At 65.1% G+C, this 13,485-nt stretch carries 11 protein-coding genes; 7 read left to right on the top strand and 4 right to left on the bottom strand.

The annotated features are described in order from the left end of the window. Positions 1-23 precede the first annotated feature (23 nt). From I6F21_RS24925 to I6F21_RS24905, 5 genes are all read left to right on the top strand, one after another. A complete protein-coding gene (locus I6F21_RS24925) occupies positions 24-1,472 on the top strand; it encodes an ammonium transporter (RefSeq protein WP_036003055.1) in 1,449 nt (482 codons plus the stop codon). 325 nt (positions 1,473-1,797) lie between these two features. After that, complete coding sequence (locus I6F21_RS24920) at positions 1,798-3,012, top strand: aminotransferase class I/II-fold pyridoxal phosphate-dependent enzyme (RefSeq protein ID WP_225183547.1); 1,215 nt, start codon at positions 1,798-1,800, stop codon at positions 3,010-3,012. Positions 3,013-3,021: 9 nt separating this feature from the next. Beyond that, positions 3,022-5,502, top strand: a complete 2,481-nt coding sequence (locus I6F21_RS24915; RefSeq protein ID WP_225144173.1) for a DNA translocase FtsK — start codon at positions 3,022-3,024, stop codon at positions 5,500-5,502. 152 nt (positions 5,503-5,654) lie between these two features. Beyond that, positions 5,655-6,413, top strand: coding sequence for an outer membrane lipoprotein carrier protein LolA (locus tag I6F21_RS24910; RefSeq protein WP_036003066.1), 759 nt, complete (start codon positions 5,655-5,657; stop codon positions 6,411-6,413). 160 nt (positions 6,414-6,573) lie between these two features. After that, positions 6,574-7,389: an exodeoxyribonuclease III gene (locus I6F21_RS24905; protein ID WP_036003067.1), complete on the top strand. Its 816-nt coding sequence runs from the start codon at positions 6,574-6,576 to the stop codon at positions 7,387-7,389. 148 nt (positions 7,390-7,537) lie between these two features. On the opposite strand, the gene I6F21_RS24900 is transcribed toward I6F21_RS24905, so the two are convergent. Together I6F21_RS24900 and I6F21_RS24895 are read right to left on the bottom strand one after the other, a co-directional pair. Next, positions 7,538-7,981 carry a cyclic nucleotide-binding domain-containing protein gene (locus I6F21_RS24900; protein ID WP_025033074.1) on the bottom strand — a complete coding sequence of 148 codons (444 nt, stop codon included), beginning with the start codon at positions 7,979-7,981 and terminating at the stop codon, positions 7,538-7,540. A gap of 58 nt (positions 7,982-8,039) precedes the next feature. Further along, complete coding sequence (locus I6F21_RS24895) at positions 8,040-8,726, bottom strand: response regulator (RefSeq protein WP_008142830.1); 687 nt, start codon at positions 8,724-8,726, stop codon at positions 8,040-8,042. A gap of 203 nt (positions 8,727-8,929) precedes the next feature. Here I6F21_RS24895 and I6F21_RS24890 point away from each other — a divergent pair, with 203 nt between their 5' ends. Continuing rightward, positions 8,930-9,499, top strand: a complete 570-nt coding sequence (locus tag I6F21_RS24890; protein ID WP_036003068.1) for a L,D-transpeptidase family protein — start codon at positions 8,930-8,932, stop codon at positions 9,497-9,499. A 79-nt stretch (positions 9,500-9,578) separates the two neighbouring features. Here I6F21_RS24890 and I6F21_RS24885 read toward each other — a convergent pair whose 3' ends face one another. Next, positions 9,579-10,268, bottom strand: a complete 690-nt coding sequence (locus I6F21_RS24885) for a YggS family pyridoxal phosphate-dependent enzyme (protein WP_036003069.1) — start codon at positions 10,266-10,268, stop codon at positions 9,579-9,581. 109 nt (positions 10,269-10,377) lie between these two features. On the opposite strand from I6F21_RS24885, the gene I6F21_RS24880 reads away from it, so the two are divergent. Then, positions 10,378-12,081 carry a diguanylate cyclase gene (locus tag I6F21_RS24880; RefSeq protein ID WP_225127963.1) on the top strand — a complete coding sequence of 568 codons (1,704 nt, stop codon included), beginning with the start codon at positions 10,378-10,380 and terminating at the stop codon, positions 12,079-12,081. Between the two features lie 169 nt (positions 12,082-12,250). Here the strand turns inward: I6F21_RS24880 and I6F21_RS24875 are convergent, their stop codons facing one another. Then, a complete protein-coding gene (locus tag I6F21_RS24875) occupies positions 12,251-13,228 on the bottom strand; it encodes a GGDEF domain-containing protein (RefSeq protein WP_225183583.1) in 978 nt (325 codons plus the stop codon). Between the last annotated feature and the right edge of the window lie 257 nt (positions 13,229-13,485).

Raw genomic sequence — 13,485 nt, 5'->3', positions numbered from 1 at the left:
TTATCCAAGCAGGAGTAAACAATATGACGTTCAAGCGTCCCTATGGCGCGGGACTGGCGGCTCTCGCAGTTGGCCTGTTCGCTGCGACCGCAGCCTACGCCGAGCCAACGGTCAACAAGGGAGACAACGCCTGGATGCTGACATCGACAGTGCTGGTGCTGTTGATGACGATCCCCGGCCTCGCGCTGTTCTACGGCGGTCTGGTTCGTTCCAAGAACATGCTCTCGGTCCTGATGCAGGTGTTCTACACCGTCTGCGTCGTCTGCGTGATCTGGGCCGTATACGGCTACAGCCTCACCTTCACCGGCGGCTCCGACTTCATTGGCGGCTTCTCCAAGGCCTTCATGATGGGCGTCACCACCGACACGAAGGCCGCGACCTTCTCGGTCGACGCCAACATCTCGGAGCTGATTTACGTCTGCTTCCAGATGACCTTCGCGGCGATCACGCCCGCTCTCATCGTCGGCGCCTTCGCCGAGCGCATGAAGTTCGCGGCGATCGCGCTGTTCGTTCCGCTCTGGGTGACGCTGGTCTATTTCCCGATCGCGCACATGGTCTGGTACTGGCAGGGTCCGGACCTGATCCAGGATGCGGCCAAAGCGTTGGCTGCCGCTACTGACGCGGCGGCGAAGACCGCGGCCCAGGCCAAGCTCGACGAGCTCAACGCCGATGCCGGCTGGATCTTCAAGATGGGCGCGATCGACTTCGCGGGCGGCACCGTGGTGCACATCAACGCCGGTATCGCGGGCCTGGTCGGCGCTCTCCTGATCGGCAAGCGCGTCGGCTACGGCAAGGAGCTGATGGCCCCGCACTCGCTGACCATGTCGATGATCGGCGCCTCGCTGCTCTGGGTCGGCTGGTTCGGCTTCAATGCCGGCTCCAATCTCGAGGCCAGCGGCGGCGCTGCGCTCGCCATGACCAACTCCTTCGTCGCCACCGCAGCCGCCGCGCTGTCGTGGATGTTCGCGGAGTGGATCATCAAGGGTCATCCCTCCGTGCTCGGCGTGATCTCAGGCGCCGTCGCGGGCCTCGTGGCCGTCACGCCCGCCGCCGGCTTCTCCGGCGTCATGGGAGCGATCGTCCTCGGCCTCGTCGTCGGCGTGGTCTGCCTGTTCTTCTGCACCGTGGTGAAGAACGCGCTCGGCTACGATGACTCCCTCGACGTGTTCGGCGTGCACTGCATCGGCGGCATCGTCGGCGCCATCGGCACCGGCATTCTGGTCAACCCCGCGCTCGGCGGCGCCGGCATCATCGACTATTCGGCGATCCCGCCGAAGGTCGCCGATTACGACTTCGCCACGCAGATGCTCGCCCAGATCAAGGCCGTCTGCACCACGCTGGTGTGGTCGGGCGTCGGCTCGGCGATCCTCTTCAAGGTTGTCGATGTGATCGTCGGCCTCCGCGCCAATGTCGAGAGCGAGCGTGAAGGCCTCGACATCACCGAGCACACCGAGCGCGCCTACAACATGTGACCCTCTCCTCCCGGGCGCGGTCTCTTCGAGGACCGCGTCCACAACTACGGTTCGGGCACATACCCGGCAATGCCCTGACCGTTGAGGGGCTCCAGCGCAAGCTGGAGCCCCTTTCTTTTGATCGCTCCGCCTGCAGGCGCCTCCGGGGGAGGGGGGACCGTCCATGCACGCCGCTGTCTCCGGCCCCATTATTCCCGCTCTGGACGCGGGCGGCGGCCGATGGTTAATCGCGTCTTAACCTCGCCCTATCTATGGTGAACTGAACCGCTTCCCGCCGGCGCCTTTGGTAGCGACCGGCCGTTCCAAGAGTACTGGCGCCCAACGAATGGCTCTGACCGCTTCATCCCGTGCGCCGCAGGGCGGTAATGGCTCCGATTCCGAACGCTCGCCCTTCGTCCGGCTGAACGAGCTGCTGGCCCCGCATCAGCCGGGCAAGCCCTTGATTTCGCTTGCGGTCGGCGAGCCCCAGCATCCCGTACCCGACTTTGTCGGCCCGGTGCTGGCCAAGCACATCGCCGATTTCGGCCGTTATCCCGCGAACAAGGGTACCGATCCGTTCCGCAGCGCCGCCGGGGCCTGGCTGTCGACGCGCTTCAAGCTGCCGCGGCCGCTCGACCCCGAGAGCGAGATTCTCGTCCTCAATGGCAGCCGCGAGGGGCTGTTCCTCGCCGCGATCGCGGCCGCGCGCTATGTCGGCCCGCGTCCGGGCAAGCCCGCGATCCTGATGCCAAACCCGTTCTATCCGGTCTACGGCGCGGGCGCGCTTGCGGCCGCTTGCGAGCCGGTCCATCTGCCGACCACGGTCGAGAACGGCTTCCTGCCCGACCTCGACGCCATCGACGAAGCGACCCTGGCGCGCACGGTGGCGTTCTACCTGGCTTCGCCCGCCAATCCGCAGGGCTCGGTCGCGAGGCCCGGCTATTTCAAACGCTTGAAGCAGCTCGCCGACCGCTACGGCTTCGTGATCCTCAGCGACGAATGTTATTCCGAGATCTACACCCGCGAGGCACCCGGCAGCGCGCTGGAATGCGCCGGCCCCGACTTCACGCGCGTGGTCGCGTTCCAGTCACTGTCGAAGCGCTCCAACCTGCCGGGCCTGCGCGTCGGCTTTGCCGCCGGCGACAAGAGGTTCATCGGCATGTTCCTCGAGCTGCGCAACATCGCCGCGCCCCAGGTGCCGGTGCCGCTGCAGCATGTCGCGACGGTCGCCTATGGCGACGAGGCGCATGTCGAGGAGAATCGGCGGCTGTACCGGATCAAGTTCGACCTCGCCGACCAGATCATCGGCAATCGTTACGGCTATCGCCGCCCCGATGCCGGCTTCTGCGTCTGGCTCAACACCGCCGAGATCGGCGACGACGTGTCGGTGACGCTCAAGCTGTTCAAGGAAGCCGGCGTGCGCGTGGTGCCCGGCAGCTTCCTGGCGCGACAGCAGCCTGACGGATTCAATCCCGGCGCAGGCTATATCCGCCTCGCACTGGTGCAGGACGGCGAGACCACGGCGCAGGCGCTGCACCGGCTGGTCGAGACTCTGGGTTAGGCGGGGCCCGTGAGCATGTCGGCAATCGAACGCGTCATTCCTCTGGTCGGCCATCTGCCGCCCTCGATCCGCGAGGGGCTGGCGCGGCGCATGCGCGAGCTCGCCGGCCTCGGCCTGATCGCGCTGGCGGGCATCGCCGCGGCGGCGCTGATGACGTGGTCGGTGCAGGATCCCAGTCTCAGCCACGCGACCTCGCGGCCGATCCGCAACATCCTCGGCTATGCCGGCGCGATCGGCGCCGATCTCGCCATGCAGATCCTGGGGCTCGGCGCGATCATGCTGGTCCTGACCGTTGCGGTCTGGGGCTGGCGTATGATGACGCATCGGCCGTTCGACCGCGAGGCGCTGCGGCTCGGCTCCTGGATTCTCTGCACGGTGATCGCGGCAGGCTTCGTCAGTTGCTTTCAGCATGGCGGGGCCTGGCCGCTGCCGACCGGCCTCGGCGGTGTGGTCGGCGATGCGCTGGTGCGCGCGCCCGCGGTGATCTTCGGGCCGGCCGGTACGATCTATCGCATCGTGCTGGGCACGATCCTGTTCGCCGCGATGACAGCGACCTTCCTGATCGCCTGCGGCCTCGGCGCGCGCGAGCAAGACGACGAGATCGCTGAGGTCGCCGATGACGACAAGCCGCTCGACGAAGACGAGGAGAGCGATCGGGGTTCGGTCTCGCTGGGCTGGCTGTTCCATGCATTGATGAGCGCCAAGGCGCGGCTGATCTGGCTGTGTGGTGCGGCCTACCGCTCGCTGGTCTCGAGCGGACCGAAGACCAAGGCCGCCCAGTTCAGCCGGCAGGAGCCGAATCTCGGCGGCGGCCGCTCGGCGCCGTCGATCTCGCCGCAGTCTCAAGACGAGGGCTACGAGGACGAGCACGAAGACGAATTGGAGGACGAGGAGGAGGAAGAGGAGGAGCCCGCCGCGCGCGCCCCGAAGAAAAAAGCCGCGCCGAAGCCCGCTTCCAAGAAATCCTCCGACAAGTTCGACCTCCCGTCCGTCTCCATGCTGGCCGCACCAAAGGCAGGCGATCGCCAGCCGCTCAGCAAGGCCGAGCTGGAGAACAATTCCCGTTCGCTCGAAGGCGTGCTGCAGGATTTCGGCGTGCGCGGCGAGATCGTGAAGGCCAATCCCGGTCCGGTCGTTACGCTGTACGAGCTGGAGCCGGCGCCCGGCATCAAGTCCTCGCGCGTGATCGGCCTTGCCGACGACATCGCCCGCTCGATGAGCGCGCTGTCGGCACGCGTCGCCGTCGTGCCCGGCCGCAACGCGATCGGCATCGAGCTGCCGAACGCGCATCGCGAGAAAGTCTATTTGCGCGAATTGCTGGTGGCGAAGGAGGCGACCGACACGGTGGCGAAGCTGCCGCTCTGCCTTGGCAAGACCATCGGCGGCGACCCCGTCATCATCGACCTCGCGCGCACCCCGCACATGCTGATCGCCGGTACCACCGGCTCGGGCAAGTCGGTCGCGATCAACACCATGATCCTCAGCCTGGTCTACCGGCTGCGGCCGGACCAGTGCCGCCTGATCATGGTCGATCCGAAGATGCTCGAGCTCTCCGTCTATGACGGCATTCCCCATCTGCTCACGCCTGTTGTGACCGACCCCAAGAAGGCGGTGGTCGCGCTGAAATGGGCCGTGCGCGAGATGGAAGAGCGCTACAAGAACATGGCCAAGCTCGGTGTGCGCAACATCGACGGTTACAACACGCGCCTGCTCGAATTGAAGGCCAAGGGCGAGGAGCCGACGCGCACGGTGCATACCGGCTTCGACAAGGAGACCGGCAAGGCGATCTACGAGGAAGAGAAGCTCTCGCTCGATCCGCTGCCCTACATCGTCATCATCGTCGACGAAATGGCCGACCTGATGATGGTCGCCGGCAAGGACATCGAAGGCGCGGTGCAGCGTCTGGCGCAGATGGCGCGCGCCGCCGGCCTGCACGTGATCCTGGCGACGCAGCGTCCGTCGGTCGACGTCATCACCGGCACCATCAAGGCGAACTTCCCGACCCGTATCGCCTTCCAGGTCACCTCCAAGATCGACAGCCGCACCATTCTCGGCGAGATGGGCGCCGAGCAGCTGCTCGGCCAGGGCGACATGCTCTACATGGCGGGCGGCGGCCGCATCAGCCGCGTGCACGGACCGTTCGCCTCCGACGAGGAAGTCGAGAAGGTGGTGCGTCACCTCAAGACGCAGGGACAGCCGGAATATCTCGAAGCCGTCACCGCCGAAGAGCCGACCGAGGACGAGGACGGTGCCGTGTTCGACGCCACCGGCATGGGCGGCGATGGCGGCGGCGATCTCTTCCAGCAGGCGGTTGCGATCGTCAAACGCGATCGCAAGGCCTCGACCAGCTACATCCAGCGCCGTCTGCAAATCGGCTACAACCGCGCCGCATCGCTGATGGAGCGCATGGAACTGGAAGGCATCGTCGGTCCCGCCAACCATGCCGGCAAGCGCGAGATTCTGGTCGAGGAAGAAGACAGCCATATGTGAGGCGAGGAGCCTCTGAGCAACATTTCACGCAAATTCGATATCTGCTTTTGCCCGAAATCACGGTAAAAGGGCGCCCAGCCACACAGGACGACGCGTTGATCAGACATCCGGACATTCGATTCGCTGCCACGATCGCCGCGCGAAGCGCGCGCATGGCCGGCGTGCTTCTCGTCACCGCCGCGATGGTGACCGCTGCGTCTTTCGCGCAGACCGTGCCGGTGCCGAAGCCCGCGCCGAAGGGGCGTGACGGCGGCGCGACCGCCGGTGGGCCGGCCGTCACCGGCGCGACGCAGGCGCCGCCCAATCCGGTGATCCCGGATCCGCGGCGCAACGTTCCGAGCAGCATCTTCCAGACCTTCGACGCCAACCAGAAAGCGCAGGCGGCCAAGGTCAGCGCCTATCTGTCGTCGCTGCAGACGTTGGTCGGGAATTTCGTCCAGGTCGGTCCCGACGGCAGCAAGACGCAGGGCGACTTCTACATCCAGAAACCCGGCAAGGTACGCTTCGAATATGATGCGCCGAGCCCGATCGACATCGTCGCCGACGGATCCTCGCTCGTGGTGCGCGACCGCAAGCTCGCGACCCAGGACGTCTACCCGCTGTCGCAGACGCCGCTGCGCTTTCTATTGTCCGACCGCATCGACCTGATGAGGGACACCAATGTCGTTGGCGTCTCGGCCGACGACGTCTTCGTCAGCGTCACCATCGAGGAGAAGCAGGCCCTGGTCGGCACCAGCCGCTTGCTGCTGATGTTCGGCGCCAAGGACGGCCAGCTCAAGCAGTGGACCGTCACCGATCCGCAGGGCTACGACACGACGATTGCGGTGTACAATCTGGACTCGAGCAAGAAGCTCGACCCCAACATGTTCAAGATCGATTTCACCAATTACAACACGCCGTCGCGGGGTTAAGCGCTCCGCTGCCGTAGGGTGGGCAAAGGCGCTCTTGCGCCGTGCCCACCACCTCTCCTCACGCCCATCACGGTGGGCACGCTTCGCTTTGCCCACCCTACGAGAGCTCGCTGTGGACAAGCATTTTCCCCACGCCAATCCATGCTAAGACGCATTTCCTATGCGTCTTTCCCTGACAACCTGGAACATCAATTCGGTGCGGCTACGCATCGACCTGGTCGCGAAATTTCTCAAGAGCGCGCGGCCAGAAGTGCTGTGCCTGCAGGAGACCAAGTGCATCGACGATGCTTTTCCGCTGAAGCGCTTCAAGCGGCTCGGCTACGAGCACGTCGCGCTGAACGGTCAGAAGGGCTATCACGGCGTCGCCATCATCTCGAAGATCCCGTTCGAATCGAAGGACATCCGCACCTTCTGCGACAAGGTGGATTCGCGCCACATCTCGGTGTCGTTCGGTGAAAAGGCGGGCATCGCAAAACCACTGGTGCTGCATAATTTCTACGTGCCCGCGGGCGGCGACATTCCCGATCCCGCGCTGAACGAGAAATTCGACCACAAGCTCCGCTTCCTCGACGAGATGAAAGCGTGCGAGCCGCTGCATCCGCGCGGTGAGGACCGCCACATCCTGGTCGGCGATCTCAACGTCGCCCCGCACGAGAACGACGTGTGGTCGCACAAGCAGCTGCTGAAAGTGGTCTCGCACACGCCTGTCGAAACGGAGAAGCTGAAGGCGGCGCTCGCGGCCGGCGAATGGGTCGACGTCGCGCGCGAGCGCATCCCGATGTCGGAGAAGGTCTATACGTGGTGGAGCTACCGCTCCGCCGACTGGACCATCGGCGATCGCGGCCGCAGGCTCGACCACATCTGGGTCTCGCGCGCGCTGAAGGATGCAGTCAGCGATTTCAGGATTCTGCGCGATGCGCGCAGCTGGGAGCGGCCATCGGACCACGTGCCTGTGACGGTGACGCTGGAGGTGTGAGCCGCCCTCGTCATTCCGGGGCGCGCCACTTGGCGCGAGCCCGGAATCCATTCATCAACTGACTCTGCCGCTCAATGAATTCTCAGGTGCGCAATTGCGCACCATAGTTCGCGACTTCGTCGCGCCCCGGAATGACGAGTGGAGAGAGCTACGACGTCAGCTTCGCACCCGCCATCAAAATATCGCTGGCGATCTGGCTGGAGCGCACCGCGAACTCGTCGCGCAGGCGCACCGCCGCAGCGGGATCGCTTTCGAGCACGCGCTGGAACAGGCTGCGGGCGACGCGGATGACGGAGGAATGCTCCAGCGCGACCGCGCTCGACGGCCGCTTCATCGGCACCACCAGCGCGAGCTCGCCGATCAACGCGCCGGGACCGGCGATCATTTCGGCGCCGGCGCCGTCTTCAACCCGGAAGGCGCCGCGCTGGACCACGAAGCCGGCGTCGGCGTCGTCGCCGAGATTGAACAGCACGTCGCCGCGGACGAAATCACGCTGCTCCGAGCCGATCGCCAGCATGCGCAACGAGGCGTCTCCCAACAGGCGCAGTGTCGGGACACGCTCGAGAAGCGCTACATCATCGTCGATTGACATTCAGGTCCGAGGCTCGAAGGCGTGCGATCTAAAACGATTCGCACGCCATCGAAGCGTATCACGGCACCAGCTTGTAGCCACCGGCTTCCGTCACCAGGATCTCCGGGTTGGCGGCGTCCTTCTCGATCTTCTGGCGGAGGCGGTAGATGTGGGTTTCCAGCGTGTGCGTGGTGACGCCGGAATTGTAGCCCCAGACCTCCTGGAGCAGGGTCTCGCGCGACACCGGCATCTGGCCGGCCCGGTAGAGGAAGCGGAGAATCGCGGTTTCCTTCTCGGTGAGGCGGACCTTCCGGGCATTGGCCGCGGTGAGCATCTTCGAGCCGGGACGGAAGGAGTAGGGTCCGACCGAGAACACCGCGTCCTCGCTGGCTTCATGCTGACGGAGCTGGGCGCGGATGCGCGCCAGCAGCACCGCGAAACGGAAGGGCTTTGCCACATAGTCGTTGGCGCCGGATTCCAGGCCCAGGATCGTGTCGGAATCGGTGTCGTGCCCGGTCAGCATGATGATCGGGGCCTTGAAGCCGCCCTTCCGCAGCGAGCGGACAACCTCGCGGCCGTCGGTGTCGGGCAGGCCGACATCCATCAGAACCAGATCGGGGGAATTGGCCTTCGCGGCGCTGGCGCCCTTGGCGCCGGTATCGACCGCAGAGGCTTCGAATTCTTCGTGTAGCGATAATTGCTCCACCAACGTGTCGCGCAGATCGGTATCGTCATCCACGATCAGGATCTTGCGGGCATTGGCCATGGGGGGTCATCCTTTTGGGGTCCGGCTCGGCGGCACATCCATGCCGCACCCAGCCGCGAGGGGAAGTTTAAGGTCGCCGTGATTATTGTTGTTCGTGTTGAAGTAGTGGGCTGTTACCGATTCACAAGCCAGAAGCACTCTAACTCAGAATAGCAGGACGTTTTGATGAATGTCCTGTAATGAATTCGACATTGCACGTTCACATGAAAAACAAAGCAGCTTCAGTCGGTTACATCAGGAATCGAGGCCCCGGGCCGCTCTCGGCGATCCGCGTTAAGCCTGCTGCCGGCAATCCGCGCCGAGGCTGGCTGACGGCGGGAGCGCTGACCATTCCGGTTGCGCTGGGGCGAGGCGGCATTCTCGCCAACAAGCGCGAGGGTGATGGCGGCACCCCCAGAGGCAGCTTCCGGCCCAGGCAATTGTGGTGGCGGGGCGACCGGCACAGCCGTCCCCGGACGTTCCTGCCGGCCCGGATGATCACCGGCGTGGACGCCTGGTGCGAGGATCCGCGGGACCGCCGCTACAACCAGAGCATCCGGCTCGGCGAGGGGCAGGGCGGCGACCGGCTCCGGCGCGCCGACCATCTCTACGACTTCATCATCGAGATCGACCACAACACGCGGCCCCGCATCGCCGGCCGCGGCAGCGCGGTGTTCCTGCACCTTGCCCGCGACAATTTCGGCCCGACTGCCGGCTGCGTCTCCATGACGAAATCCGCCATGCTGCAATTGCTGCGGCGTCTGGGCCCGCGCACAAAGATCATCATCGGGTGAGGCACACCGCCGTCATTGCGAGGAGCCCTTGCGACGATATTGACAGCGTTCGGGCGGCATCCTCCCTCGCCAACGGCAACTAACGATGACCGAAGATCGCGCTGCCGACGCGCACATGGGTGGCGCCGAGCATGATGGCGGTCGCGAAATCGGCGCTCATGCCCATCGAGAGATTCGTCAAGCCATTGCGCGCGGCGATCTTGGCGGTGAGCGCAAAGTGCGCGGCGGGCGGCTCGTCGACCGGCGGGATGCACATCAATCCGGAGATCGTCAGCCCGTAGGTGTCGCGGCAGCTTGCAATGAAGGCATCGGCCTCGCCCGGGGCAATCCCGGCCTTCTGCGGCTCCTCGCCGGTGTTGATCTGGACGAACAGCTGCGGGTGCCTGTTCTGGGATTCGATTTCCTTGGCTAACGCTTGGCAAATGCTCGGACGGTCGACCGAATGGATGGCGTCGAACAGCGCAACCGCCTCTTTCGCCTTGTTGGATTGCAGCGGCCCGATCAGATGCAGCGCGATATCGGGGTAAGCAGACGTTAACGCCGGCCACTTGGCTTTGGCCTCCTGCACCCGATTCTCGCCAAATACGCGCTGTCCTGCGGCGATAACCGGGATAATTGCATCCGCCGCGAACGTCTTGGACACGGCGATCAGCGTGACCGAGGCGCGGTCACGCTGCGCGTCCCTGCAGGCGCGTGCAATTTCGGCTTCGACCGCGGCGAGCGCGTTTGGTGAATGGCCGGTGACCGGCGCGACGTTGGCTTCCGTCATGACGTCTCTTGGTTGTGACCTTAGCCCGAGTTAGGTCCAATTTTACCGAGTTCAAGAAACAGTTTTTGAACCCTTCGCTTTACCTTAGCCCGCGGGGTGGGTAGCGAAAATGGCAAGCGTCAGTCTCAACCGCAAGCGCGCGAAACTCAAGCAGGTTCTCGGTATCCGGGCGCGGCTTGCGTTGCTCGCGGTGATTCTCGTGACGCCCTTGATGATCGAGCGCATCCGTTCCCTCGAAGACACGCGCGCGCGGCAAGTTGCGCAGGCCGCGGCTGAATTCACCACGGTGGCGAGGCACAGCGCCGATGCGCAGCGCCAGGTGATCTCGTCGGTCGAGACCATTCTGAAATCGGAGGCCTTCATCCGCGCCTCCGCCGGCGGCATCAGCAAGAGCTGCGACGTGCTGCGCGCGAGCCTGCCCTCGAGCCTGCCCTGGATCCGCACGCTTCTGATCGCCGGCCAGGACGGCCGCATCCAATGCGCCACCAACAACATGTATGTCGGCCTCGATCTCAGCGACCGACCGTACTTCCAGCAGGCCCAGGAAACCGGCCGCTTCGTGCTGAGCGACTTCATCATGTCGCGACCGGTACCGTCGCCAACGGTGATGGCGGTCTATCCGGTCTCCGCCTTCAGCGGCGTGGCCGATGCCGTCGTGCTCGCCACCGTCAATCTCGACTGGATGTCGAAGGTCATGAACAATCTGGGCGGTCGCGCCGGCATCACTGCGGTGCTGGTCGACAGCGCGGGCACCGTGCTGGCGGCCCCGGCCGATCAGCACAGCGCGGTCGGCCGTCCGCTCGACAACATGCCGCTGATGTCCGCGATCGCCGACAAGGCGCTGCGCTCCGATCAGGATGAGGGTTCGCTGTCCTTTCTCGCCGCCGACGGCTCCCGCCGCGCGGTCAGCTATATCCGCATCGCCGGCACCAATGCCCGCCTGATCGCCAGCATCGACGAAGACAAGGTGTCCGCAGCGGTCAGCCGCGACATCCGCACCGCCTATCTGCAGCTCGCCTTTGTGCTCATGTTCGTCCTGCTCGGCGCGCTGATCGCCGCCGAAAAGCTCGTGATCAAGCCGATCGAGATGCTCGCCGACATGGCCAAGCGGCTCGGCGAGGGAGACCTGTCGGCGCGCGCCGCGCGCAATCGCCTGCCCGCCGAGTTCGTGCCGCTGGCCCGCGCGTTCAACGCGATGGCCGCGCAGCTGAGCCAGCGCGAGCGCGAGCTGATCGCAAGCAACGACCGCCTGACGGTGATGGCGTCGATCGACATGCTGTCCGGTCTCGCCAACCGCCGCGGCTTCCAGAGCCGGCTGGATTTCGAATGGATGCGCGCGCAGCAATATGGCAGCGAGCTGGCGCTTCTGATGATCGACGTCGACCATTTCAAGCTGTTCAACGACACCTACGGCCATCTCGAAGGCGATTCCTGCCTGACGCGGCTCGGCGAATCGCTGTCCGGCATCGCCGCCGACACGATGGGCTTCGCGGCCCGCTACGGCGGCGAGGAGTTCTGCCTGCTGCTGCCGAACACCGACGTGACGCGCGCCGTCGCGATCGGCGAGCAGGTGCGTTCGGCCGTGCTGAGGCTCTGCCTGCCTCACATCACCTCGAACCACATGATCGTCACGGTCTCGATCGGCGTCGCCGCGACCAAGCCGAGCGAATCCTTGCGTCCCGGCGACCTGATCGAAGCCGCCGACGCCGCGCTCTACGCCGCCAAGCATCGTGGCCGCAACAATGTCGTCGAGCACGGCGTGCAGGCGATCGCGACCAGCACGGCCGAGATAATGATGGTGGCGAGCGCCTAAAGCGCTGGTTCTTCACCTCGCCCCGCTTGCGGCAGGCTATCGCGTATGAGATGTGGGCCATGGGCACCGACTATCTCCACGTCGTCATGGCCGAGCTTGACGCCTCTCGAAAATTCAAATGCGATTGCCCTGCCGCAAGCGGGGCGAGGGAGCATACCGTCGCTGACCGCTAGCCCGCAGCCCCGGCGCGATCGAGCTCGATCTCCGTCACCACACGATTGCGGCCGCCGCCCTTGGCGAGATAGAGCGCACGGTCGCAGCGTTCGATCAGATCCGTGATCGCCTCGCCGACCCGGTATTGCGCCACGCCGATCGACACGCTGATGCCGGGCAGGGTCTCGCCGGTCGAGCGACGCGTGAGCGTGCAATCTGCGATCGCGCGCCTGATGCGTTCGGCGATCTCGGCGCAAGCGGCGAGATCGGCGTCCGGCAGCACCGCGATCAGCTCCTCGCCGCCATAGCGGGCCGGCAGATCTTGCGCGCGAACCTTCTCGCGCAGGACCTTGGCCATCAGGCGCAGCACCTGGTCGCCGACACCGTGGCCGAAATTGTCGTTGAACGACTTGAAGTGGTCGATGTCGAGCATCAGCACGCTGAGCGGCTCGCCCCATTCCGCCGTCGTCTGCGCCTTGCGCAGGAATTCGTCGAGGGCCCGCCGGTTCGCCAGCCCGGTCAGCGTGTCGGTCCGGGCGCGCTGCTCGGACCGCGACAGCGAATCGCGGATCACGTCGAGTTCGCGGGTCTTTTCGGCAAAGCCTGCCTCCAGCCGCGTCGCCCGCGTGGCCGCCCGCGCCAGCTCGTTCATGAGCTGGGCAACCAGCAGCTTTGGATCGACGCCGGCCTTGCCCTGGTCAGCCACCTGGCTGATGACCTGCATTTGCGAATGATTGTCGGCGATCGCCGTCGTCAGAAACTCCTTCGCCGTCCCCATCAGCGCCTGCAGCCGCTCGGAGGTGTCGACCACGACGGCACTCACCTGCGGCGCGACGTAGGTCTCGAACAGATCCTGATTGGTTTGGGCGTCGAAGGGACGATTGTGGTCGATCAGGAGATCGATCGCGTTGCGCAGATCGTCATGGCTGCCCGCCAAATACTGGAACCAGACGGCAAAGTTGGCCGGGGTCGGTGCAATCCGCTGTTCGGCCATGCTCCGCATCGCCCGCCCGGCGACGGACGTGGCATAGTCGTAATCGGGATCGTCGAAGCTGGAATCCATGTGCGGTAACGCGACCTTGTCGGGCTGCAACTTGGCATCGACGCCTTAATCACACCCCAACGCGGACCTCGTAGTTATGCGGATGGCTCGTCAAAGTTCCAGAACGCGGCAACCCATTGACCCCTTAAGGTCTTCTATGGCCTAGTCCGCCGTCTTGAGACGGCCGAACCACGAAAACCCAACGATTC

It is taken from the genome of Bradyrhizobium sp. NBAIM03, from assembly GCF_020194055.1.
GTDB classification, from domain to species: domain Bacteria; phylum Pseudomonadota; class Alphaproteobacteria; order Rhizobiales; family Xanthobacteraceae; genus Bradyrhizobium; species Bradyrhizobium yuanmingense.
Note: the sequence above shows the minus strand (reverse complement) of the source record. Positions and strands in the feature narration are given on the sequence as shown.